This is a genomic window from Bacillus sp. NEAU-Y102 (assembly GCF_054788175.1).
This window is the reverse complement of sequence record NZ_JBTWFK010000001.1, coordinates 724,728-749,965: the sequence shown is the minus strand read 5'-3', so window position 1 is coordinate 749,965 and position 25,238 is coordinate 724,728. Positions and strand designations below refer to the sequence as shown.

General features: G+C 36.2%; 22 protein-coding genes and 1 riboswitch. All 22 genes read left to right on the top strand.

Annotation, left to right across the window (positions count from 1 at the left end):
* Positions 1-4: 4 nt before the first annotated feature.
* The 22 genes from rbfA (at position 5) to ACYFX0_RS03500 (ending at position 25,161) form a co-directional block, all read left to right on the top strand.
* Positions 5-361, top strand: coding sequence for a 30S ribosome-binding factor RbfA (gene rbfA, locus ACYFX0_RS03605; RefSeq protein WP_000776437.1), 357 nt, complete (start codon positions 5-7; stop codon positions 359-361).
* 86 nt (positions 362-447) lie between these two features.
* Positions 448-1,371: a tRNA pseudouridine(55) synthase TruB gene (gene truB / locus ACYFX0_RS03600; RefSeq protein ID WP_460269892.1), complete on the top strand. Its 924-nt coding sequence runs from the start codon at positions 448-450 to the stop codon at positions 1,369-1,371.
* Positions 1,372-1,414: 43 nt separating this feature from the next.
* Positions 1,415-2,386, top strand: coding sequence for a bifunctional riboflavin kinase/FAD synthetase (ribF, locus tag ACYFX0_RS03595; RefSeq protein ID WP_106081600.1), 972 nt, complete (start codon positions 1,415-1,417; stop codon positions 2,384-2,386).
* Between the two features lie 100 nt (positions 2,387-2,486).
* Complete coding sequence (gene rpsO, locus ACYFX0_RS03590; protein WP_001229392.1) at positions 2,487-2,756, top strand: 30S ribosomal protein S15; 270 nt, start codon at positions 2,487-2,489, stop codon at positions 2,754-2,756.
* A gap of 160 nt (positions 2,757-2,916) precedes the next feature.
* Complete coding sequence (pnp, locus tag ACYFX0_RS03585; protein ID WP_000076744.1) at positions 2,917-5,055, top strand: polyribonucleotide nucleotidyltransferase; 2,139 nt, start codon at positions 2,917-2,919, stop codon at positions 5,053-5,055.
* A 152-nt stretch (positions 5,056-5,207) separates the two neighbouring features.
* Positions 5,208-6,107, top strand: a complete 900-nt coding sequence (locus ACYFX0_RS03580; protein WP_000868231.1) for a polysaccharide deacetylase family protein — start codon at positions 5,208-5,210, stop codon at positions 6,105-6,107.
* 87 nt (positions 6,108-6,194) lie between these two features.
* Positions 6,195-7,436, top strand: a complete 1,242-nt coding sequence (locus ACYFX0_RS03575; RefSeq protein WP_000592996.1) for a M16 family metallopeptidase — start codon at positions 6,195-6,197, stop codon at positions 7,434-7,436.
* Positions 7,437-7,571: 135 nt separating this feature from the next.
* Positions 7,572-7,823: a YlmC/YmxH family sporulation protein gene (locus ACYFX0_RS03570; RefSeq protein ID WP_001239759.1), complete on the top strand. Its 252-nt coding sequence runs from the start codon at positions 7,572-7,574 to the stop codon at positions 7,821-7,823.
* A 170-nt stretch (positions 7,824-7,993) separates the two neighbouring features.
* Positions 7,994-8,896 (top strand): dipicolinic acid synthetase subunit A, encoded by a 903-nt coding sequence (dpaA, locus tag ACYFX0_RS03565; protein WP_000954737.1) that lies wholly within the window; start codon positions 7,994-7,996, stop codon positions 8,894-8,896.
* Positions 8,893-9,492 carry a dipicolinate synthase subunit B gene (dpaB, locus tag ACYFX0_RS03560; protein ID WP_000053596.1) on the top strand — a complete coding sequence of 200 codons (600 nt, stop codon included), beginning with the start codon at positions 8,893-8,895 and terminating at the stop codon, positions 9,490-9,492. Before dpaA ends, dpaB begins: the two co-directional genes overlap by 4 nt.
* Positions 9,493-9,642: 150 nt before the next feature.
* Positions 9,643-10,689 carry an aspartate-semialdehyde dehydrogenase gene (asd, locus tag ACYFX0_RS03555; protein ID WP_000414849.1) on the top strand — a complete coding sequence of 349 codons (1,047 nt, stop codon included), beginning with the start codon at positions 9,643-9,645 and terminating at the stop codon, positions 10,687-10,689.
* 23 nt (positions 10,690-10,712) lie between these two features.
* Entirely contained in the window at positions 10,713-11,945 is a 1,233-nt protein-coding gene (gene dapG / locus ACYFX0_RS03550; RefSeq protein ID WP_000692458.1) for an aspartate kinase, read from the top strand.
* An 11-nt stretch (positions 11,946-11,956) separates the two neighbouring features.
* Positions 11,957-12,835: a 4-hydroxy-tetrahydrodipicolinate synthase gene (gene dapA, locus ACYFX0_RS03545; RefSeq protein ID WP_106081617.1), complete on the top strand. Its 879-nt coding sequence runs from the start codon at positions 11,957-11,959 to the stop codon at positions 12,833-12,835.
* Positions 12,836-13,749: 914 nt separating this feature from the next.
* The gene (locus tag ACYFX0_RS03540) at positions 13,750-15,420 is read left to right on the top strand and encodes a ribonuclease J (protein WP_000823089.1); all 1,671 of its coding nucleotides are present in this window, start codon (positions 13,750-13,752) and stop codon (positions 15,418-15,420) included.
* A 104-nt stretch (positions 15,421-15,524) separates the two neighbouring features.
* On the top strand, positions 15,525-16,274 hold the full coding sequence (gene tepA, locus ACYFX0_RS03535) for a translocation-enhancing protein TepA (RefSeq protein ID WP_000139825.1): 750 nt from the start codon (positions 15,525-15,527) through the stop codon (positions 16,272-16,274).
* Complete coding sequence (locus ACYFX0_RS03530; RefSeq protein WP_000605020.1) at positions 16,271-16,474, top strand: YlzJ-like family protein; 204 nt, start codon at positions 16,271-16,273, stop codon at positions 16,472-16,474. The genes tepA and ACYFX0_RS03530 overlap by 4 nt, the downstream gene beginning before the upstream one ends.
* 212 nt (positions 16,475-16,686) lie before the next feature.
* Positions 16,687-19,068, top strand: coding sequence for a DNA translocase FtsK (locus tag ACYFX0_RS03525; RefSeq protein WP_001118795.1), 2,382 nt, complete (start codon positions 16,687-16,689; stop codon positions 19,066-19,068).
* Between the two features lie 202 nt (positions 19,069-19,270).
* A riboswitch (purine riboswitch) is annotated at positions 19,271-19,372 on the top strand.
* A 233-nt stretch (positions 19,373-19,605) separates the two neighbouring features.
* Positions 19,606-20,331, top strand: a complete 726-nt coding sequence (locus tag ACYFX0_RS03520) for a GntR family transcriptional regulator (protein ID WP_000114182.1) — start codon at positions 19,606-19,608, stop codon at positions 20,329-20,331.
* Positions 20,332-20,423: 92 nt separating this feature from the next.
* Positions 20,424-21,500 (top strand): BMP family lipoprotein, encoded by a 1,077-nt coding sequence (locus tag ACYFX0_RS03515; protein WP_000725767.1) that lies wholly within the window; start codon positions 20,424-20,426, stop codon positions 21,498-21,500.
* Positions 21,501-21,617: 117 nt separating this feature from the next.
* Positions 21,618-23,150, top strand: a complete 1,533-nt coding sequence (locus ACYFX0_RS03510) for an ABC transporter ATP-binding protein (RefSeq protein WP_000456928.1) — start codon at positions 21,618-21,620, stop codon at positions 23,148-23,150.
* Complete coding sequence (locus tag ACYFX0_RS03505) at positions 23,143-24,201, top strand: ABC transporter permease (RefSeq protein ID WP_001085255.1); 1,059 nt, start codon at positions 23,143-23,145, stop codon at positions 24,199-24,201. The genes ACYFX0_RS03510 and ACYFX0_RS03505 overlap by 8 nt, the downstream gene beginning before the upstream one ends.
* Complete coding sequence (locus ACYFX0_RS03500; protein ID WP_000008857.1) at positions 24,202-25,161, top strand: ABC transporter permease; 960 nt, start codon at positions 24,202-24,204, stop codon at positions 25,159-25,161.
* Positions 25,162-25,238 lie beyond the last annotated feature (77 nt).

The window sequence follows — 25,238 nt, the reverse complement described above, 5'->3', positions numbered from 1 at the left end:
AGTTATGAAATTACGTGCAAACCGTGTAGGCGAGCAAATGAAAAAAGAATTAGGCGACATCATTAGTCGTAAAATTAAAGACCCACGTATCGGATTTGTTACAGTAACAGATGTACAAGTGAGTGGTGATTTACAAATTGCCAAAGTATATATTTCTGTTTTAGGTGACGAAGAACAGAAAGAAAATACGTTAAAAGGTTTAGCGAAGGCAAAAGGCTTTATTCGTTCAGAAATTGGCCAACGTATTCGTCTTCGTAAAACACCGGAAATTACCTTTGAGTTTGATGAGTCTATCGGATATGGTCATCGAATTGATACACTTTTACATGAAATTAATAAAGACGGTAAACGTGAAGAATAATGGATAGACATTTGTCTATCCATTTTTTCAATGCAAAATAAGTTTTGGATATTTACTACGAAAGAATTATGATGAGGTGAACATATATGGAAGGTGTAGTATTATTACATAAGCCAAAAAGCATGACATCACATGATTGTGTATTTAAATTAAGAAAGGTATTGAGAGAAAAGAGAATTGGTCATACGGGAACATTAGACCCAGATGTAACAGGAGTATTACCAATTTGCGTCGGAAGAGCAACAAAAATTGCACAATTTTTAACAAGTGAAACGAAAACATATGAAGGTGAAGTAACATTAGGATTTTCAACGACAACTGAAGATGCTTCTGGTGAGGTTGTTGAAACGAAAAATGTCGATCGTGCTATTACTCGTAAGGAAATAGAAAAAGTTCTTGCTGAATTAACAGGCACGATTGAACAAATGCCACCAATGTTCTCGGCTGTAAAAGTAAACGGGAAAAAATTATACGAATATGCAAGAGCAGGACAAGATGTGGAACGTCCAGTTCGTACAATTACGATTCATGAGTTCGTATTACTTGATGATCGTGAAGTTTTTGAAGGAGAAAATATTTCATTCCGTTTCCGTGTAACGTGTAGTAAAGGAACATATGTAAGAACGTTAGCGGTAATGATCGGGGAGAAACTTGGTTTCCCATCACATATGTCTCACCTTGTAAGAACGGCATCTGGTGAATTTTTATTAGAAGATTGCATATCATTTGAAGAAATTGAAGAAAACGTGCAAAATGGAACAGTAGAGTCTATCTTCATTTCAATTGATGAAGCATTAAGTAAGTTTCCAAAAATGGTTGTAGATGAAAAGCAAGCAGAGAAAATTAAGAATGGTATGTTCTTAAAGAATGAATTAGAAATAACGGCACCATTTATTACAGTGTTTGATAAAAATGATCGGTGCTTAGCAATTTATGAACATCATCCGAAACATCCTGGCATGTTAAAGCCGATGAAAGTACTTGTGAATAATCAAGAACTAAAGCTATAATGAATTATTGGAAGGATTATTACAGAAAAAGGTGAATTCAAGCGTGAAACTTATTCATTTAACTCATCCACATGAACAAAATAAATTAGAATTACCACCTACTGTAATGGCATTAGGATTTTTTGATGGCATTCATTTAGGACATCAATGTGTAATTCGAACTGCGAAAAAAATAGCGGACGACAGAGGATATAAAAGTGCAGTTATGACATTTCATCCTCACCCATCTGTTGTTTTAGGGAAAAAGGATGCGCATGTGGAGTATATTACACCAATGCGTGATAAAGAAAAAATAGTCGAAAGCTTAGGAATCGATATATTATATGTAATTAAATTTGATGAATCATTTGCAGGGTTATTACCGCAACAATTTGTAGATGATTATATTATTGGTTTAAATGTAAAGCATGTAGTAGCAGGGTTTGATTATTCATATGGACGTTTAGGAAAAGGAAAGATGGAGACTTTACCATTTCATGCAAGAGGGGAGTTTACACAGACTGTGATTGAAAAAGTTGAATTTCAAGAAGAGAAAGTAAGTTCTACAGCATTACGAAAGTTAATTCGAAATGGCGAAATGGAACAAATTCCATCTATTTTAGGTAGAGCCTATACTGTAGCGGGAACAGTTATACACGGCGACAAACGTGGGCGTCAAATTGGTTTTCCAACAGCTAATGTAGGTTTAAGTGATGAGTATTTATTGCCATCTGTAGGTGTTTATGCAGTGAGATTAAAAGTTCACGATGAATGGTACGATGGTGTATGTAATATTGGATATAAACCGACTTTTAAAGAAGATGAGCGTCAATTATCAATTGAAGTGCACTTATTTGAATTTAACAAAGATATATACAACCAAAATGTTACAGTAGAGTGGCATATGCGTATAAGAGAAGAGAAGAAATTCAATGGCATTGATGAGTTAGTTGAACAAATCGCAAAAGATAAGAAAACAGCACAAGAATATTTTGCGAGCGAAAAGAATATACTTGCTTTTTCAAATGAAAAGTAGTATTCTATGTTATGTACTTTATGACAACCATTGCTTGGCATTGCGACTCACCGACGCTTGCTAGGTAATTGGGGGTTTAATTAATAGGAGGTGAAATAGGATGGCTTTAACACAAGAGCGTAAAAACGAAATCATTGCACAATTTAGAACTCATGAGACTGATACTGGTTCTCCAGAGGTTCAAATTGCTGTCCTAACGGAGCAAATTAACACTCTAAACGAGCACTTACGTACTCACAAGAAAGATCATCATTCACGTCGTGGTCTATTAAAGATGGTTGGTAAACGTCGTAACTTACTAACTTACCTTCGTAATAGCGATATCACACGTTACCGTGAATTAATCACAAAGCTTGGCTTACGTCGATAGTCAAAGAAGCGGGAATATTCCCGCTTTTTTGTTAGGTAAAAATATATCTTCTACGCTTTATAGCTTACTTAATTTTAGGCAATACTAGAGGTAGAATATTGTGATATACTATCCATTTACATAGAAGAATTGAATACTTTAAATTGAGAGGGGTACTTAAATGAGTCAAGAAAAGCAAGTCTTCTCGATAGATTTAGCTGGTCGCCAGCTAACAGTTGAAACTGGTCAGCTTGCCAAACAAGCGAACGGAGCAGTATTAGTAAGATATGGCGATACAGCGGTTCTATCTACAGCAACTGCATCAAAAGAAGCTAAAAATGTAGATTTTTTCCCACTTACAGTAAACTATGAAGAGCGTTTATATGCAGTCGGAAAAATTCCTGGCGGTTTTATTAAGCGTGAAGGTCGTCCAAGTGAAAAAGCAATTTTGGCAAGTCGTTTAATCGACCGTCCAATTCGTCCGCTATTCGCAGATGGTTTCCGTAACGAAGTGCAAGTTGTCAGCATTGTAATGAGTGTTGATCAAGATTGTTCTTCTGAAATGGCAGCTATGCTTGGTTCTTCATTAGCGTTATCGATTTCAGATATTCCATTTGAAGGTCCAATCGCTGGTGCGACAGTTGGTCGTATTAATGGCGAATTCGTTATTAATCCAACAGTAGAACAGCAAGAACAAAGTGATATCCACTTAGTTGTAGCTGGTACGAAAGATGCGATTAACATGGTTGAAGCAGGAGCAGATCAAGTGCCTGAAGAAACAATGTTAGAAGCAATTATGTTTGGTCATGACGAAATTAAACGTTTAATTGCATTCCAAGAAGAGATTGTACAAGCTGTAGGTAAAGAGAAATCAGAAGTGAAACTTTATGAAGTTGACGCTGATCTTAATCAAGCTGTACGTGAAATGGCTGAGAAGGATATGCATTCTGCAATTCAAGTACATGAGAAACATGCACGTGAAGATGCAATTAACGAAGTGAAAAAGCGTGTAATTGAGCATTACGAAGCTGAGGAAGCTGACGCTGATACATTAGGACAAGTAAATGAGATTTTATATAAAATTGTAAAAGAAGAAGTACGTCGTCTTATTACAGTTGAAAAAATCCGCCCAGATGGCCGTAAAGGTGACGAAATCCGTCCTTTAGCATCAGAGGTTGGTATTTTATCTCGTACACACGGTTCTGGTTTATTCACACGTGGACAAACACAAGCATTAAGTATTTGTACATTAGGTGCATTAGGCGATGTGCAAATTTTAGATGGTCTTGGTGTAGAAGAATCAAAACGCTTTATGCACCATTACAATTTCCCATCATTTAGTGTTGGTGAAACAAGACCGATGCGTGGACCAGGTCGTCGTGAAATTGGTCACGGTGCACTAGGAGAGCGCGCACTTGAGCCTGTAATTCCATCTGAAAAAGATTTCCCATACACAGTACGCCTTGTATCTGAAGTATTAGAATCAAATGGTTCTACTTCACAAGCAAGTATTTGTGGTAGTACTTTAGCAATGATGGATGCGGGTGTTCCACTTAAAGCTCCAGTTGCAGGTATTGCAATGGGTCTGGTTAAATCTGGTGAGCATTACACAATTTTATCTGATATTCAAGGTATGGAAGATCATTTAGGTGATATGGACTTTAAAGTAGCAGGTACAGCACAGGGTGTAACTGCACTGCAAATGGACATTAAAATCGATGGTTTATCACGTGAGATTTTAGAAGAGGCATTACAACAAGCGAAAATTGGTCGTGTGCACATTCTAAATCATATGTTATCTGTTATTGCAGAGCCACGTACTGAATTATCAGCTTACGCTCCAAAGATTATTACAATGACAATTAACCCAGATAAAATCCGTGACGTTATTGGACCAAGCGGTAAACAAATCAATAAAATTATTGAAGAAACTGGCGTTAAAATTGACATCGAGCAAGATGGTACAGTATTCATTTCATCAATAAATCAAGAAATGAACGACAAAGCTAAGAAGATTATCGAAGATATCGTTCGCGAAGTACAAGTAGGTGAGATCTACGAAGGAAAAGTGAAACGTGTTGAGAAATTTGGTGCTTTCGTTGAATTATTCAGCGGTAAAGATGGATTAGTTCATATTTCTGAACTTGCACTTGAGCGTGTAGGTAAAGTAGAAGACGTTGTGAAAATCGGTGATGTAATTACAGTTAAAGTTATCGAGATTGACAAGCAAGGTCGCGTAAATCTATCTAGAAAAGTATTGCTAAAAGAAGAGCAAGAAAAAGAAGCTGCTAAAGAAGAAGACAAACAAGAGCAGCAATAAGTAAAAGCCAGTTAAACTGGCTTTTTTTGTTATGTAAAAAACATGATGTTCATATATTTTTATGTCGGTATAGGTATAGTTTTCATTATAACGCTCAAATTAACAAAGATAAGAAGAAAATGTTTTTATATAGTTAATTTGGGAGGGTTTATATGAAAGTTCGTATATTGGCATACATATGTATATTTTCTTTATATGTCAGTTTAGGCTCTTATTCTGTTTTTGCACAAGATAACTTGCATGAAGAAATTCAAAAGTATGCAAAACAGTATGAGATTGCACCTCAAAATGCGATGATTGATAAAATATGGAAGGCAACACCTGGATATAATGGAAGACAAGTGGATATTGAAGCATCGTATAATAATATGAAGAAGCTAAAGGAATTTGATCAAAAATATCTTGAATTCAAAGAAGTCTCACCGAGTGTTCATTTGGAAGATTTATCACCAGCTCCAATTTATAGAGGGCATCCAAATAAAAAGATGGTAGGATTAACAATAAATGTGGCATGGGGAAATGAGTATTTGCCACGTATATTAGAGATATTGAAAAAGCATGATGTGAAGGCCACTTTCTTTTTAGAAGGACGTTGGGTGAAAGAAAATTTGCGGTTTGCAAAAATGATTGTCGATGCAAAACAAGAAGTTGGAAATCACTCATACACACACCCTAATATGAAAACGTTATCCTCAGATGAAATACGAGATCAGTTACAAAAAACAAATCGAATGATAGAAGTAGCAACGAATCAAAAAGTAAGATGGTTTGCCCCGCCGAGTGGAAGCTTTCGAGATGAAGTCGTAAAGATTGCAGATGATTTTCAAATGGGAACGATTATGTGGACTGTAGATACGATTGATTGGCAGCGACCTGAGCCAGATGTACTATTGCAGAGAGTAATGAGAAAAATACATCCAGGTGCTATCATATTAATGCATCCTACTTCGTCTACAGCAGAGGCTTTAGATATAATGATTACAAAATTGAAGGAACAAGGATATAAAGTGGGGAATATAACTGAATTACTGGATGAAAAACGTGTGGATTAAATACATTTGCATGACATTCATCCTTAAACTTGTTATCATTAAATAATAGCGTTTTATTTAGAGAAACTGGCAGTAGGAGGAAAGTTTTTGATTAAAAAATATACTTGTAAAAATGGTGTAAGAATAGTTATGGAGAATATACCAACTGTAAGATCGGTTGCAATTGGTATTTGGATCCATGCGGGATCAAGAAATGAAAATGAAAAAAATAATGGGATTTCTCACTTTTTAGAGCATATGTTCTTTAAAGGGACAGAGACACGTAGTGCACGAGAGATTGCAGAATCATTTGATAGCATTGGTGGTCAAGTGAATGCATTTACTTCAAAAGAATATACTTGTTACTATGCAAAAGTATTAGATGAGCATGCTAAATATGCTTTAGATGTTTTAGCAGATATGTTCTTTAATTCAACATTTGATGAGGAAGAACTGAAAAAAGAGAAGAATGTCGTATGTGAAGAAATTAAAATGTACGAAGATGCTCCAGATGATATTGTGCATGATATGTTAACGAAAGCAACATATGAAACGCATCCACTCGGATATCCTATTTTAGGAACAGAAGAAACGCTTAATACGTTTACAGGTGATACGTTACGTCAATATATAAAAGATCATTACACACCTGAAAATGTAGTTGTATCAATTGCAGGAAATATTGATGAAGCATTTTTACAAACAGTGGAGCAATATTTCGGTAGTTATGAAGGAACAACAAACCGTGAACAAGTACATAGCCCAATTTTCCATTTCAATAAGGTAGCCCGCAAAAAGGAAACGGAACAAGCTCATTTATGTCTAGGATATAAAGGCTTACAAATGGGACACGAAGATATTTATAACTTAATTGTATTAAATAACGTTTTAGGCGGTAGTATGAGTAGCCGTTTATTCCAAGAAGTACGTGAGCAACGTGGATTAGCTTACTCAGTATTTTCTTACCACTCTTCTTATGAAGATACAGGCATGTTAACACTTTACGGTGGAACTGGTAGCCAACAATTAGATACATTGTATGAAACAATGCAAGAAACATTAGAGACATTGAAAAATACAGGTATTACAGAAAAAGAGCTTATGAATAGTAAAGAGCAATTAAAAGGAAACTTAATGTTAAGTTTAGAAAGTACAAATAGCCGTATGAGCCGTAACGGTAAAAATGAATTGCTTCTTCGTAAGCATCGTTCACTTGATGAGATTATTGAAAGTGTAAACACTGTAACAAAAGAAAATGTGGACGGATTAATTCGCAACATGTTTACTGATGAATTCTCTGCGGCACTTATTAGTCCAGACGGAAAACTTCCAAAAGGAATAAAACTATAATCGATTTTTATAATGTATCTGATAATAACCTTCTCTCTTTTTAAATGAGAGAAGGTTATTTTTTTTATCCATATAGAATAGGTACTAATTATAGACAATGCAAATGAAAAATTCAGTAGGGGGAGTGGAGTATGTATGCGATTAAGTGAATTAAGTGGTAAAGAGGTTGTAGATATAGAAAAAGCGGAAAAAATGGGAGTCTTAGGTTATATGGATTTAGAGATTAATGAGAAAGACGGACAAATACAAACACTTATAATACCTGTAGGGAAGTGGGGAGGTTTTAAAAAGGAACCACAAGAAGTAAGGGTGGCATGGAGTCAAATAAAGAAAGTCGGACATGATATGCTTCTTTGTGATAGTATAGATCGTTCAAATTCGGAGTGAAGGATGGCCATTTTGGTCATCTTTTTTTGTATCTACATAGAAACCTGATAAAACATATATGCATTTGGATTTTCAATCACCATAAACTCGTACATTACATATGATGTGGAGGAAAAAGAAAAAGTAGGCACTTTTCTTATAAATGACAGAAAAAGAAGGTGAATTAGGGAATGTTGACTGAGATGCATATTGCTGTCATAGGAGGAGATGCAAGGCAGCTAGAAGTAATTCGTAAGCTAGTTGAATTGGATGCAAAACTTTCTTTGATAGGGTTTGATCAGTTAGATCATGGTTTCACAGGGGCAGCAAAAGAAAGTATACAAAATTTAGATTTCACTTCTGTAGACGCAATTATTTTGCCGGTTGCAGGTACAAATGCCAAAGGAGAAGTAGATACTATTTTTTCAAATGAAAAAGTTTCAATAACGAAAGAACAAATTGAAAATACACCAGAACACTTTACTATATATTCAGGTATTGGTACACCTTACTTGGAAAATCTCGTATCTACTACGAACCGAAAACTTGTTAAATTATTTGATCGTGATGATGTAGCAATATACAATTCTATTCCAACTGTAGAAGGTACATTAATGATGGTAATTCAACATACCGACTATACAATTCATGGGTCCAATGTAATGGTTCTAGGATTTGGTAGAACAGGAATGAGTGTTGCGAGAGCATTTCAATCATTAGGAGCCCATGTCAAAGTTGGAGCAAGACGATCTGAACATATTGCACGTATTACAGAAATGATGTTTTCTCCTTTTCATATGCAAGACATAGAGAAAGAAGTAGGAAATATCGATATTGTAATCAATACAATTCCGTACCTCGTTGTAACAGCGAATGTTATTGCAAAAATGCCAGCTCATACGTTAGTGATTGATTTAGCTTCTAAACCAGGCGGTACTGACTTTAGATATGCCGAAAAAAGAGGAGTCAAAGCGTTGCTAGCACCTGGATTACCAGGTATTGTTGCTCCAAAAACGGCTGGGCAAATTTTAGCAAATGTTCTTTCTCAGTTATTAGCAGCAGATGCAATTGCAAAGGAGGAGGAAAAGAAATGAGTTTGAAGGGGAAACGAATTGGTTTCGGATTTACGGGTTCACATTGTACGTATGAGGAAGTTATGCCGCACTTAGAAAAATTAATTGCTGAAGGGGCAGAAGTACGTCCCGTTGTTTCATACACTGTTCAATCAACAAATACTAGATTTGGAGAAGGAGCAGAATGGATTAAGAAGATTGAAGAAATAACAGGTTTTAAAGCAATTAATTCAATTGTTGGAGCAGAGCCACTTGGACCTAAAATTCCATTAGACTGCATGGTAATCGCTCCTTTAACAGGAAATTCTATGAGTAAATTTGCAAATGCAATGACAGACTCTCCAGTACTAATGGCAGCAAAAGCGACGTTAAGAAATGGCAAGCCTGTCGTATTGGCGGTTTCGACGAATGATGCATTAGGATTAAATGGGGTAAATCTCATGCGCCTAATGGCAACAAAAAACATCTACTTCGTTCCATTCGGTCAAGATGCACCAGAGAAAAAACCGAACTCAATGGTAGCTCGCATGGAGCTGCTGGAAGACACAGTATTAGAAGCACTGCAAGGAAAGCAATTGCAACCGGTGGTCGTAGAAAAATTCAGATATATGAATTAAAAAACGAAAAAAAACGGACAATTTTTGATGAAACCATCATTCTTACTGTAGAATATGATAAAATTAACGTTATTAAGATTAGAAGGGGTATTGTATACTCCTTCTGATTCTAAGTTATAGAAGGATTGGTATCTAGAAAGGGGCATAGTGATGGAAAAGCAAAAAACTTTTCATGTCGCTGTAGTTGGAGCAACCGGCGCAGTTGGTGAACAAATGTTAAATACTTTAGAGAAACGAGAATTTCCGATTGGGAAGTTAACGTTACTTTCATCTAAACGATCTGCAGGTAAGAAACTTGTATTTAAAGGCGAAGAATTTACAGTTCAAGAGGCAACTCCTGAAAGCTTTGAAGGAGTAGATATCGCACTATTTAGTGCTGGTGGATCTGTATCGAAACAATTAGCGCCAGAAGCAGCAAAACGCGGTGCGATTGTTGTTGATAATACAAGTGCATTCCGTATGACAGAAAACGTGCCACTTGTTGTACCTGAAGTAAATGAAAATGACTTAAAAGAACATAATGGCATTATTGCAAATCCAAACTGTTCTACAATTCAAATGGTAGTAGCTCTTGAGCCAGTTCGTCAGCAATATGGTTTAAAACGAGTAATCGTTTCCACATATCAAGCTGTATCAGGTGCTGGTGCGGCAGCTATTGAAGAACTTCATGAACAATCACAAGCAATCTTAAATGGCGAAGAAGTTAAGGCAAATGTTCTTCCTGTATCAGGTGATAAGAAGCATTTCCCAATTGCTTTTAATGCGATTCCACAGATTGATAAGTTCCAAGATAATGGATTTACATTTGAAGAAATGAAAATGATTAACGAAACGAAAAAAATTATGCATATGCCTGAATTAGAAGTAGCGGCAACGTGTGTACGTTTACCAGTTGTATCAGGACACTCTGAGTCTGTTTACATCGAAGTAGAAAAAGAAGGCGTAACAGTAGAAGAATTAAAGAGCTTACTTGCAAATGCGGAAGGTATTGTTCTGCAAGATAATCCAGAAGAGCAGTTATATCCAATGCCAGCTACTGCAGTAGGTAAAAACGAAGTATTCGTTGGAAGAATCCGTAAAGATTTAAATAACGATAAAGGATTCCATCTTTGGGTCGTATCTGATAACTTATTAAAAGGCGCTGCATGGAATTCTGTTCAAATTGCAGAGCGCTTAGTAAAATTACAATTAGTGTAAACGGCTAAGAGAAGGTGCAAAATATGAAAATAATTGTTCAAAAATTTGGTGGCACATCAGTACGTGATGACAATGGACGTAAGCATGCGCTTCATCATATAAAAAAATCATTAGCTGCTGGTTATAAAGTAGTTACTGTCGTATCTGCTATGGGCCGTAAAGGTGAACCATATGCAACGGATACGTTATTAAGTCTTGTAAATCAAGAGGAATCTACTATTTCTAAACGTGAGCAAGATTTATTATTATCGTGCGGAGAGTTAATCTCTGCAATTGTTTTCTCTAATATGTTGAATGAGAATAGTATAAAAGCAGCAGCATTAAATGGTGCACAAGCTGGTTTTGTAACGAATGATGACTTTACGAATGCAAAGATTATTGAAATGAATTGCGATCGTATACATGAAGAGTTAGAAAATGTAGATGTAATCGTCGTTACAGGATTCCAAGGGCAAACGAAAAAAGGTGATACGACAACACTTGGACGCGGAGGTAGTGATACTTCAGCTTCAGCATTAGGTGTTGCACTTCATGCTGAATACATCGATATATTCACTGATGTAGAAGGTGTTATGACTGCGGATCCTCGTATTGTAAAAGATGCACGTCATCTTCAAACTGTAACGTATAACGAAATTTGTAACATGGCTTATCAAGGTGCGAAAGTCGTTCATCCACGTGCAGTTGAAATTGCGATGCATGCAAAAGTGCCACTTCGTGTACGTTCTACGTATTCTGATAGTGAAGGTACGCTTATTTCAGCATATGACGGTGCTACAAGAGGTCGTGATGTAGAAGAACGTCCTGTTACAGGTATCGCCCACGTATCAAACGTAACGCAAATTAAAGTGCTTGCAAAAGAAACGGCATATGATTTGCAACAACATGTGTTTAAAGAGATGGCGAACGAAGGAATAAGTGTTGATTTAATTAATATTTCACCTACTGGCGTAGCATATACGGTGAGTGATAATGTATCAAGTCATGCAGTTAAATTATTAAAGAACCTTGGATATGAGCCAATTGTGACAGAACATTGTGCGAAAGTATCTATCGTTGGAGCTGGAATGGCAGGATACCCAGGGGTTACTGCGAAAATCGTTACAGCTTTAGCGGAAAAAGGTATTCAAATTCTGCAATCGGCAGATAGTCATACAACAATTTGGGTTCTTGTAAAAGAAACTGATTTAGTGGAGGCTGTAAATGCATTACATAGTGCGTTTGAGCTTTCAAAAGAAAAGCAACTGGAACAATAAGGAGTGAGACCATGATAGATTTTGGGACAATTGCAACCGCGATGGTAACACCGTTTGATATAAACGGGAATATCGATTTTGCAAAGACAACGAAATTGGTAAATTATTTAATTGATAACGGTACAACAGCAATCGTGGTAGGAGGAACGACAGGAGAATCTCCTACATTAACTTCAGAAGAGAAGGTAGCGTTATATCGCCATGTCGTATCTGTTGTCGATAAAAGAGTGCCCGTAATCGCTGGAACAGGTAGCAATAATACGCATGCTTCTATTGATTTAACTAAAAAGGCAACAGAAGTTGGTGTGGATGCAGTAATGCTAGTAGCACCGTATTATAACAAACCGAGTCAAGAAGGAATGTATCAGCATTTTAAAGCAATTGCTGAAAGTACGCCACTTCCGGTTATGCTATATAACGTTCCAGGACGATCTATTGTACAAATCTCCGTTGATACAGTTGTTCGTTTATCAGAAATAGAAAACATTGTTGCTATTAAAGATGCAGGCGGCGATGTGTTAACAATGACAGAAATCATTGAAAAAACAGCGGACGACTTTGCGGTATACAGCGGTGATGACGGTTTAACGTTACCGGCTATGGCAGTTGGAGCGAAAGGTATCGTTTCGGTAGCATCTCATGTTATCGGAAACGAAATGCAAGAAATGATTACAGCATTTCTTGCAGGAGAGTTTAAGAAGGCACAAAAATTACATCAATTACTTGTAAGAGTAACTGATTCATTATTTATGGCGCCAAGTCCAACTCCAGTAAAAACAGCGTTACAAATGGTTGGATTAGATGTAGGTTCTGTACGTTTACCACTTCTTCCATTAACAGAAGAAGAAAGAGTAACGTTACAATCTGTAATACAATCTATTCCTCGTTAATAAAAATGACCTAGTTTCACACTAGGTCATTTTTTTATTGATATGAAAATGTTTGAATCTGTTTTAAAGTAAATCTTTTATAAAATGATTTTAAGCTTGCCTTTCTCATCTGTATATGAACCTATAATATTGAAAACGAGTACATTACGCTACGCGTTCTCTACTTGATAAAGTATGATATTGTTCTTTCATTAATTTGGTTCCAACCTCTTGTCCTCGATAGTGACTGTCAAATCCCCCTAAAAATTTAACCTTATCAAATTTCTATTAGATTTTGTAATTCATAGCTTTTTGTCATGTAATACAATGTTTATAAGAAAAGGATCTTACACTTTTAATTTTGTTGAAAAGTAGTTGCTAGTACAGGAAATACTTTCGGTTATGTTTTTAGAGGAATTGCCTCAAATATGACGTAATCTATAAAAAAAAGTTTCATTTTATAAGTGTTTTTGTGCAATTCAAGAAAAAAATCTAGGAAATCCATCAAATGAAAGTAATTTAAAGTGTTTAGGGTTTTTTTTTTCAAATAACATGGAGTATAAAAGCAGCGGAAATAAGCCATATACTTTTAGTACTGTTCCTTTCTTTTACTTTTTCTTTCGCACGATTTAACTTGTGTTCTATTTCTTCTATCAGGTATAATATGGCTAAGTAGCTTAGTACGGGTATGCTTAGCAAAATTGGGAAAAATTATAATTTAATTAAATTTTCATATCATATCGAATAAGATATTTGATTTATATAATGAAAGAGAGGTGAAACCTGGTTTAAAAAATAAACAAGGACATGATATCGCATAACGGTAAGGACATTCGTCTTGGACGGTGAATATATGGTGGTTGTAGAGTTTCCCCTGGTGTCTCTGCAATTTTAGTGAAATCAGTGTTTGCAAGATTTTTAAACCAGGCAACAACATGAAGAGAAAAGAGAATGAGTCTGTTAAAGTATTTGCTCTTGGTGGAGTAGGTGAAATCGGGAAAAACATGTACTGTGTTGAAATTGATTCTGAAATCTTTATTGTGGATGCAGGGTTAATGTTCCCGGGAGATGAAATGTTTGGAATTGATATCGTTATTCCTGATATTACATATTTAGTGGAAAACCAAGAGCGAGTAAAGGGTTTATTTATTACTCACGGTCATGAAGATCATATTGGTGGTATTGTTTACGTACTTCGTAAATTATCTATTCCAGTGTATGCAACGAAATTAACAGTAGGACTTATACAAGAAAAACTTGGCGAAGCGGGTATGTTAGGTCGTGTAGACTTAAAAACAATCGATTCAAATTCAACAGTAGAGTTTAATACTACAACGGTGTCATTCTTTGGAACGACACATAGTATTCCAGATTCTGTTGGTGTTTGTTTCCATACATCAAAAGGTGCAATCGTATATACAGGAGACTTTAAATTCGATCAAACTCCAATTGGAAATAGTGGAGCAGACCTTGGGAAAATGGCTCAAATTGGAAATGAAGGCGTACTTTGCTTATTATCTGATAGTACAAACGCAGAGCGCCCAGGTTATACAGGTTCTGAAAAAGAAGTTGGTGTAGAAATTTCTAAAGTGTTCTACGGCGCAGAAGGTCGTATTATCGTTGCTTCATTTGCATCGAATGTACATCGTATTCAACAAGTATTTGATGCAGCTGCCGAAACAGGGCGAAAAGTAGCGGTAGTAGGACGTAGTATGGTGAAAGTAGTAGACATTGCAAGACGTCTTGGTTATTTAGATGTTCCAGAAGGTATGGTTATTTCATTACAAGAAGTAGACAACTTCCCAGAGAAAAAGGTAGCTATTTTAACGACAGGTAGTCAAGGTGAACCGATGGCTGCTCTATCTAGAATGGCAAAACAAGCACATAAACAAATTTCAATTCGTAAAGGTGATACTGTTATCATTGCTGCTTCGCCAATTCCGGGTAATGAAATATCTGTATCAAAAATTATTGATTTGTTATTTAGAGCTGGAGCTGAAGTTGTTTATTACGGCGAAAGAAAAGTTCATGTTTCAGGTCACGGTAGCCAAGAAGAATTAAAATTAATGTTAAATTTAATGAAACCGAAGTACTTTGTACCCGTACATGGTGAGTTCCGTATGCAAAAAGCACATGCGTATTTAGCTGAAGATGTAGGTATTACAAGAGAAAATATCTTTATCGTAGAAAAAGGCGATGTAATTGCTTTTGGTGACGATGAAGCGAACTTAGTCGGTAAAGTACAAGCTGGTAATGTTTTAATTGATGGATTAGGTGTAGGTGACGTTGGTAATATCGTTCTTCGAGATAGAAAGATGTTATCTCAAGATGGAATATTAGTAGTAGTTGTAACGCTTGGTAAAGATGAAAAGAAAATTATCTCTGGTCCAGAAATCATTTCACGTGGTTTCGTATATGTTCGTGAGTCAGAAGCGTTAATTGAACGATCTACAGAGATTGTACGTATGATTGTTGAGCAGTCAATTAAAGAATATTCGATTGAATGGTCAATGTTAAAACAAAATATTCGTGAATTATTAGGACAGTTCTTGTACGAAGAGACAAAGAGAAAACCTATGATTTTACCGATTATTATGGAAGTATAAAAAAGATCACCCTTATGGGTGATCTTTTTTTTCTTTTTAACCCTATCGAATGAAATTTATAACTTAAGAAATAATAGTTATATACGAGTGAAAGGGGATGCGAAATGACAGAACGTGATCGATATACAAATGAAGAAAAAGAAACTGAGCCAAAAGAAGCTGGAAAAGAGGCTTCAATAGTAGAAAAAATTCAACAGCTTGGACAGACAAATGTACCACAGATGAATGAATCACGTATTCATTGTTTAACGATTATCGGACAAGTGGAAGGTCATGTTCAATTACCGCCGCAAAATAAAACAACAAAATACGAGCATATCATTCCGCAAATTGTTGCGATTGAACAAAATCCGAAAATTGAAGGTTTGCTTTTAATATTAAATACGGTTGGAGGTGACGTTGAAGCTGGACTAGCAATTTCAGAAATGGTAGCTTCACTTTCAAAACCAACAGTATCTCTAGTTTTAGGTGGGGGACATTCCATCGGTGTACCGATTGCTGTTTCTACTGACTATTCGTTTATTGCGGAAACTGCGACGATGACAATTCATCCAATTCGTTTAACAGGTCTTGTCATAGGTGTGCCGCAAACATTTGAGTATTTGGATAAGATGCAAGAAAGAGTTATTCGTTTTGTGACGAAGCACTCGAAAGTAACAGAGGATCGTTTTAAAGAGCTTATGTTTGCGAAAGGAAATTTAACGCGAGATATTGGGACGAATGTAATTGGTGGAGATGCAGTAAAGTACGGTCTTATAGATGATGTTGGTGGTATTGGAAATGCGATTCGAAAATTAAACGAATTAATAGATGTTCGCGCGGAAGGTAGTGCAGAAGGGACAATGTTACAATGATTTTATATACAATTATGCCAGAGCAACTTGTGTATCCGGCCGATTATTCACAATGTGAAAGTCAAAAAGTTGTAAATATAAATGGTGTGGAATTAATGGTTTCTGAAGAGGAACATGGGTGTTATTCTATTGTACGTGTGCTAAGTACGGACCCACTTCACTATTTAGAGTTTGAGCCCGGTCAGAAAATAACCTTTTAGCAAAAAGAAGGATTTTGTTTAGAAGCTATGGTATAATATAAAAAACAAGACGGTTGAGCAGCCATGAGTAGGCTGCTTTCTTCTGTTTATTTAGCATTTTACAAGAAGTGTAAAAATAGAAGATATAAAGACCTGAAAAATAGAGAAAACAGACATATAAATAGAGTATTTTTAGGGGAGCTTTACTTATATGTAGAACACGAGGTGAAGAAATGGCAAAACAAAAGCAAAGAGGGACGAAGGCAAAGGCAAGACGTACGATAAAGCCAACTTTGTATTATGAAATCGTCGGTTTAACTCTTTTTGCACTTTCAATCATTACGATTTTACAGCTAGGCGTTGTAGGGAAATCGTTTGTGTTATTTTTTCGCTTCTTCTTTGGTGAGTGGTACATAATTGGTGTGTTAGGTGTAATAGCTTTATCGGTTTCCTTTGTTATAAAACGCGGATGGCCGAACCTTTTAAATAAACGGTTAATTGGATTTTATTTAATTGTATTGGCAATATTAATGTTTAGTCATATTACATTATTTAACCTTCTTACAAAAGATGGAGCAGTGCAAAATACTTCTGTTATTGTGAGTACGAAAGATAACTTCTTTCTTGAAATGAAAAAAGGGCCAGATAGCGTTCATTTAGGCGGTGGTATGTTTGGTGCGCTTATGTTCGCGACATGTTACTTCCTATTCGACGAAGTAGGAGCCTATATCATTGGGATTATTTTAGTTATTCTCGGGGTACTCTGTATAACAAATAAACATATTGGAGAAGTGTTAGCTCCAGTTGGTAGAATTCTTAGAAGTCAATTTCAAGTGATGCAAGTGGATTATAAAGATTGGAGATCCAAAAGAACGGCTGAACAAACAGAAAAGAAAAAAACAACAAGAAGTACAAGAAGCAAACGTGCTGCAGAACAAGAAGAAGTGATTGAGCCGATGGAAGAAATCCAAATTGATCCGCCAATTATTTCAAATTTCACTGAGAATTATCCTGCAAATGAAGAAGAGGATAAACGAATTGAAGTAGAGCAAGAAGATTTGATCACTTCACCGTTTATTGAAGAGACTCCACCAATTGAAGAATCAAAGAAAAAGCGTGGAGAAAAAATCGTTGAATCGTTAGAGAGTGAAGCGCAAGCACCTCCTATGCAATTTTCAAATGTAGAAAATAAAGATTACAAGCTTCCTTCACTTGATATATTAAAATTTCCAAAGAATAAGCAAGTTACAAATGAAAATGCGGAAATTTATGAGAATGCTCGTAAATTAGAACGTACATTCCAAAGTTTCGGAGTGAAAGCGAAAGTAACAAAAGTGCATAGAGGTCCTGCAGTTACAAAATATGAAGTGTATCCTGATATGGGGGTAAAGGTAAGCAAAATTGTCAGTTTAAGTGATGATTTAGCCCTTGCATTAGCTGCAAAGGACATTCGTATTGAGGCGCCAATTCCCGGGAAATCAGCTGTAGGGATCGAAGTTCCGAACTCAGAAGTTTCGATGGTAACGCTGAGGGAAGTTCTTGATTCTAAGGCTAACAATCATCCGGAAGAGAAGTTGTTAATTGGTCTTGGCCGAGATATTACAGGTGAAGCTGTATTAGCCCGTTTAAATAAAATGCCCCATTTACTCGTGGCTGGTGCGACAGGGAGCGGGAAAAGTGTATGTATTAACGGTATTATTGTTAGTATTTTAATGCGTGCAAAACCACATGAAGTAAAATTAATGATGATTGACCCGAAAATGGTAGAGTTAAATGTATATAACGGTGTGCCTCATTTGTTAACACCAGTTGTAACTGATCCGAAAAAAGCATCGCAAGCATTGAAAAAAGTTGTGAGTGAGATGGAACGTCGTTATGAATTGTTTGCTCATAGTGGTACACGTAACATTGAAGGATACAACGATTATATAAAAGAGCATAATAGTCAATCAGAAGCGAAACAACCCGAATTACCGTATATTGTAGTAATTGTGGACGAGTTAGCAGATTTAATGATGGTTGCTTCGTCTGATGTAGAGGATGCGATTATGCGTCTAGCGCAAATGGCTCGTGCTGCTGGTATTCATTTAATTATTGCAACGCAACGTCCGTCAGTTGACGTTATTACGGGTGTTATTAAAGCGAATATTCCATCACGTATTGCATTCGCTGTATCTTCTCAAACAGATTCTCGTACAATTCTTGACGGTGGTGGTGCAGAGAAGCTACTAGGTCGTGGCGACATGCTGTTTATACCAATTGGTGCATCGAAACCTGTACGTGTACAAGGTGCATTTTTATCAGATGATGAAGTTGAGAGAGTTGTAGAATATGTTATTGGACAGCAAAAAGCACAATATCAAGAAGATATGATTCCGCAAGATGTTCCTGATACGAAGCAGGAAGTAGAAGATGAATTATATGATGAAGCGGTTCAACTTGTAGTGGAAATGCAAACAGCATCTGTTTCTATGCTACAACGTAGGTTTAGAGTAGGTTATACGCGAGCTGCTCGTCTAATTGATGCAATGGAAATGAATGGTGTAGTAGGTCCATATGAAGGTAGTAAACCGAGAGAAGTACTCATTAATGATGTACAAGAAAAAAGTTCTTAAAAAAGCCTAATTGTTTTTACAATTAGGCTTTTTTATATAGTGTTTTTGTTATATACTATACTCAGCAATAAAGAAAGGGCTTACATTTAGAGGGTATCTTTAGAATACGAATACTTTGAGTATGTTTTATGTAAATGTTCGATATTTAATGCAGAAAAATGTTGGATTTTGTTGACACGTATGAGAGCAAGTGGTAAGATTACTTCGAAAAGAATCACTGCCTCATATAATCTTGGAGATAAGGTCCATAAGTTTCTACCTGGCAACCATGAATTGCTAGACTATGAGGGGAAAAGTGTGTAACAAAGGATGTAAAGGATCTTTGTGCCGAACTTTTTCTCGAAATGAGGAATGTTTATGGTGCAAAGTTTTTTTTATACAGTAAAGAGTGAAAATTTCATTTTAAAAAATTATTATTATTTATTCGACAATTGCGCTTATTTTTAGTGGTTAGTCATTTGTACTATGTTGTAAGTTGAAAAAAGAGAAAAGAAGTCTTACATCAGAGGTCGAATAATTGAAATGCGGGGGAGTCTTATGTCAGTAAAATCCGATAGTCGTCACCTATATTTACGGGTGATTGATCACATCAAAGAAAAAATTAAAGATGGGGCTTATAAAGAACGACAAAAGTTACCATCAGAGTTTGATTTAGCGAAAGAACTTGGCGTAAGTAGAGCGACTTTAAGGGAAGCGTTACGTATTTTAGAAGAAGAAAATGTTGTCATTCGTAGACATGGTGTAGGGACATTTGTAAATGCAAAGCCATTATTTTCTTCTGGAATAGAACAACTTTCTAGTATTACAGATATGATTTCTAGTGTGGGGAAAACACCAGGAACGATCTTTTTATCATCATCTACTACAACTTTAACAGAAGAGGAAAAAGAGAAGTTTAATAGTGAAGATGGTTTCAATGCAGTGATGATTGAACGCGTGCGTACAGCAGATGGGGAACCTGTTGTATATTGTATCGATAAACTTGCAAAAGAAATATTGCCAGATTTATCGGGTTACAATGAGGAGTCATTATTAACGGTGATACATAATAACACGCATAAGCGCATAACATATGCGGTTGCTCACATTGAGCCAATTGGCTATCACCCTAAAATCTCACCGATTTTAGAATGTGAGCCTGAAACAGCACTGCTTGTATTAAAACAAATGCACTATGATCAAAATGATGAGCCAATCTTATATTCTATCAATTACTTTAGAGCTGATAAGTTTAGCTTCCACGTATTAAGAAAGCGTATGTAGGTAAGTTCCTTTTTAGGGAGGTGACAGCAAGAAGTAAGGGACAGCAGCGAAAGAATAAAAAAATATATATCATTTTTGGAGGGGTTTCTAGTATGAAGAAAAAAGCAGGTCTTTTATTATCATTAACATTAGCAGCAAGTACAGTTTTAGGTGCATGTGGTAACTCGGATAAGGCAAGCAGTGACAAGAAAGACACGAAAGACTTCAAGGTCGGTATGGTAACGGATGTTGGGGGCGTTGATGACAAATCGTTCAACCAATCGTCTTGGGAAGGACTAAAAAAGTTTGGTAAAGATAACGGATTAAAGGAAAAGACAAATTATCGTTACCTACAGTCTGAAAAAGAAGCGGATTATATTCCAAACTTAAAGAAATTTTCAAAAGATAAGTATGATTTATCTTTCGGAATTGGTTATAAATTAGAAGGTGCAATTAAAGAAGTAGCAAAAGAATCTCCAAAACAACAATTTGCAATCGTTGATACTGTAGTAGATGCACCAAACGTAACGAGCATTACATTTAAAGATCATGAAGGATCATTCCTTGTAGGTGCGGTAGCAGCTATGTCAACAAAATCGAATAAAGTAGGATTTGTTGGTGGGATGAAGAGTGATTTAATTAGTAAATTCGAAAATGGATTTAAAGCGGGTGCAAAAGCAGTAAATCCAAACATTGAAATCGTATCTGAATATGCAGAAGCATTCGATAAACCTGAAAAAGGTACAGTTCTTGCATCAGCAATGTATGGTCAAGGCGTAGACGTAATTTATCATGCTGCTGGTGGTACAGGTAACGGTGTATTCACTGAAGCGAAAAACCGTAAGAAAAAAGGTGAAAATGTTTGGGTAATCGGTGTTGACCGTGATCAAAACCAAGAAGGTATGCCTGAAAACGTAACATTAACTTCAATGGTAAAACGTGTAGATATCGCTGTTGAAAAAGTAGCGCAAGAAGCGAAAGACGGTAAGTTAAAAGGCGGTAAAGTAGAAGCGTTTGGTTTAAAAGATGACGGTATTGGTATTTCAAAAACAACTGATAACGTGAAAAAAGTTAACCCTGAAATTTTAACAAAAGTAGAAGAATTTGAAAAGAAAATTACAGACGGTGAAATTAAAGTACCGGCTACAGATAAAGAGTATAAAGAATATGAAGCTTCTCTAAAAAAATAAATAGAGAAATAGCAAAGGTTAGTTCATAGAACTAACCTTTGTATGTATAAAACTTCCGAATTGCTTAATAAGTTAATAGTGTAATAGGGAATGTTCCCTGTTAAAAGGAGGAACACAATGGAATACGTAATTGAGATGAATAACATTACGAAAGTATTCCCAGGCATTGTAGCGAATGATGATATTACGCTGCAAGTAAAGCAGGGTGAGATACATGCTTTACTTGGAGAAAATGGTGCAGGGAAATCCACATTGATGAATGTACTATTTGGTTTGTACCAACCAGAACAAGGTGAAATTAAAATTAAAGGAAAGTCTGTAAATATTACCAATCCGAATGTGGCAAATGACCTTGGTATTGGAATGGTTCATCAGCACTTTATGCTTGTTCATAATTTTACAGTTACAGAGAATATTATTCTCGGAAATGAACCGAGGAAAAAAGGGAAAATTGCTGTTGAGGAAGCTGCTAAAGAAATTCAAAAACTGTCTGAACAATACGGTTTAGCTGTAGATCCATATGCGAAAATACAGGATATTTCAGTGGGTATGCAACAGCGTGTTGAGATTTTGAAAACTCTTTACCGCGGTGCAGAAATTTTAATATTTGATGAACCGACAGCTGTGTTAACACCACAAGAAATTCATGAGCTAATTCAAATTATGAAAAAGCTTGTGCAAGAAGGAAAATCTATTGTTCTTATTACACATAAGTTGAAAGAAATTATGGAAGTTTGCGATCGTTGTACGATTATTCGTAAAGGAAAAGGAATTGGAACGGTTGACGTTGCAAATACGGATGAAAATAAACTTGCAGAATTAATGGTCGGACGTCAAGTGAATTTTAAAACAGAAAAAATAGACGCGAAACCAAAAGAAGAGGTACTTTCAATTGCAAATCTTGTTGTTCACGATGCACGTCAACTACCTGCTGTAAAAGGCCTTGACTTAACTGTTCGTGCGGGAGAAATTGTTGGGATTGCAGGGATTGATGGAAATGGACAAAGTGAATTAATAGAAGCAATTACTGGTTTACGAAAAGTTGAGTCAGGTTCTATTGCAATTAAAGGGAAAGAAATAACAAATTGGCCTGTTAGAAGAATAACAGAAGAAGGAATTGGTCATATTCCAGAAGATCGTCATAAACACGGACTCGTCCTTGATTTTTCTGTTAGAGATAATATAGTTCTGCAAACGTACTATAAGAATCCGTTTTCAAAGAAAGGGATTTTAAATTTCAGCAAAATTACAGAAAAAGCAAAGGCTCTTATTGAACAGTTTGATGTACGTACACCTAGTGAGCAAACTTTAGCACGCGCTCTATCTGGGGGAAATCAACAAAAAGCAATTATTGCACGTGAAGTAGACCGTGATCCAGATTTATTAATCGCAGCACAGCCAACACGTGGTTTAGATGTAGGAGCAATTGAATTTATTCATAAGAGATTAATAGAGCAAAGGGATAAAGGGAAAGGTGTATTACTTTTATCACTAGAGTTAGATGAAATCTTAAATGTTAGCGATCGAATTGCTGTTATTTATGAAGGGAAAATTGTAGCAATAGTTGATGCGAAAGAAACGAATGAACAACAGCTTGGATTGTTAATGGCTGGGGGAACAAAGAAGGAGCAGGTGGGTACAAATGGCTAAAAAACTTTTAACAGAACGAACGATAAATATTTTAGTCCCAGTACTATCCGTTATTTTTGGCTTACTTGTCGGAGCGATTGTAATGTTAGTTAGTGGTTATGATCCAATTGTAGGTTATAGTGCACTTTGGACAGGGATGTTCGGTAGCGCAAGTGCGATTGGTGAAACGCTTCGTACAATGATACCGCTTATTCTTGCTGGTTTATCAGTGGCGTTTGCATTTCGTACAGGTTTATTTAATATCGGGGTAGAGGGTCAATTGCTAGTTGGTTGGCTTGCAGCGGTTTGGTTCGGTTATGCAGTTTCACTACCAGCTTTCCTTCATATTCCATTATCTATTTTATTCGCAGCATTGGTAGGAGGAATTTGGGGCTTCATTCCTGGATATTTAAAAGGAAAGTTTCAAGTTAATGAGGTTATTGTAACAATTATGATGAACTATATCGCATTATATGTAACATATGACATCATTAAGCGCTTTTTACATGAAGGTAATGATAAAACGTATGACATTAAAGAGAGTGCATCACTATCTTCAGACTGGCTTGCTAGCATTACTGATGGTTCGCGTCTTCACTGGGGAATTATTGTAGCAATATTAATCGCTATTTTAATGTGGTTCTTATTAGATCGAACAACTTTAGGCTACGAATTAAAGTCGGTAGGATTTAATCAGCATGCTTCTCAATATGCAGGTATGAAAGTTTCTCGTAATGTAGTATTCTCCATGACAATTGCTGGTGCATTTGCGGGGATTGGTGGAGCGATGGAAGGATTAGGAACATTCCAGAGTATGACCGCGATGTCTTCGTTTACAGGAGTAGGATTTGATGGGATTGCCGTAGCATTACTTGGAGGGAATAATCCGTTTGGTATAATCCTTTCAGCTTTATTATTTGGTGGTTTGAAAAGTGCTTCCCCTCAAATGAACTTTGAGGCAGATGTACCATCAGAGCTTATTAATGTAATTATTGCATGTATCATCTTCTTTGTTGCATGTAGTTATGTGTTAAGATGGGCGCTTACACGCATGAGCAAGGAGGGGAAATAAATGAGCTTTTTAGATATATTAGCCATTCTTGTGACGGGTACGTTATATACATCGGCACCTATCATTTTCACAGCACTAGGTGGAGTATTTAGTGAACGATCGGGTGTTGTAAATATCGGATTAGAAGGACTAATGCTATTTGGTGCATTTATTGGAGTTGTTACAAACTTATTAATGGGTGATACTTGGGGAACGATGACCCCGTGGATTGCGTTATTATTTGCGGCAATTGGTAGTGGATTATTTGCATTACTTCATGCGGTAGCTTCTATTACATTCCGAGCAGATCAAGTTGTAAGTGGTGTAGCAATTAACTTCTTATCTCTTGGTTTAACGGTATTTGCAATTAAGAAGATTTTTGATAAAGGGCAGACTGACTTTATTCAGTATCGTATTGAAAAGATTGATATTCCAGGCCTTTCGGATATTCCGGTTTTAGGGAAAATATTTTTCTCGAATGTACCAATAACGTCGTATATTGCCATTATTTTAGCATTCGTTGTTTGGTATGTTATTTATAAAACACCGTTCGGTCTTCGTCTACGTGCTGTTGGTGAACACCCAATGGCAGCGGATACGATGGGGATTAACGTATATAAAATGCGCTATATTGGAGTCTGTATTTCAGGAGTGTTTGCTGGAATTGGTGGAGCGATTTTTGCAATGTCAATTTCTAATAACTTCTCAGGGGCAACTATTACAGGACAAGGTTTCTTAGCTTTAGCTGCTATGATTTTTGGAAAGTGGAATCCACTAGGCGCACTAGGTGCAGCTCTATTCTTTGGTTTTGCGCAATCTCTTAGTGTAACGGGCGGAACAATTCCTGTATTAGATCAAATTCCAAGTGTTTTATTAACGATATTACCATATGTATTCACAATATTAGCGCTTGTTGGTTTTGTAGGTCGTTCTGAAGCTCCGAAAGCATTAGGAACTCCTTATGAAAAAGGAAAACGATAAGTATTTTATAAGTATAAAAAAGCTCGCACATTAGTGTGGGCTTTTTTACATAGAATATATTTAATACGGAATTTTAC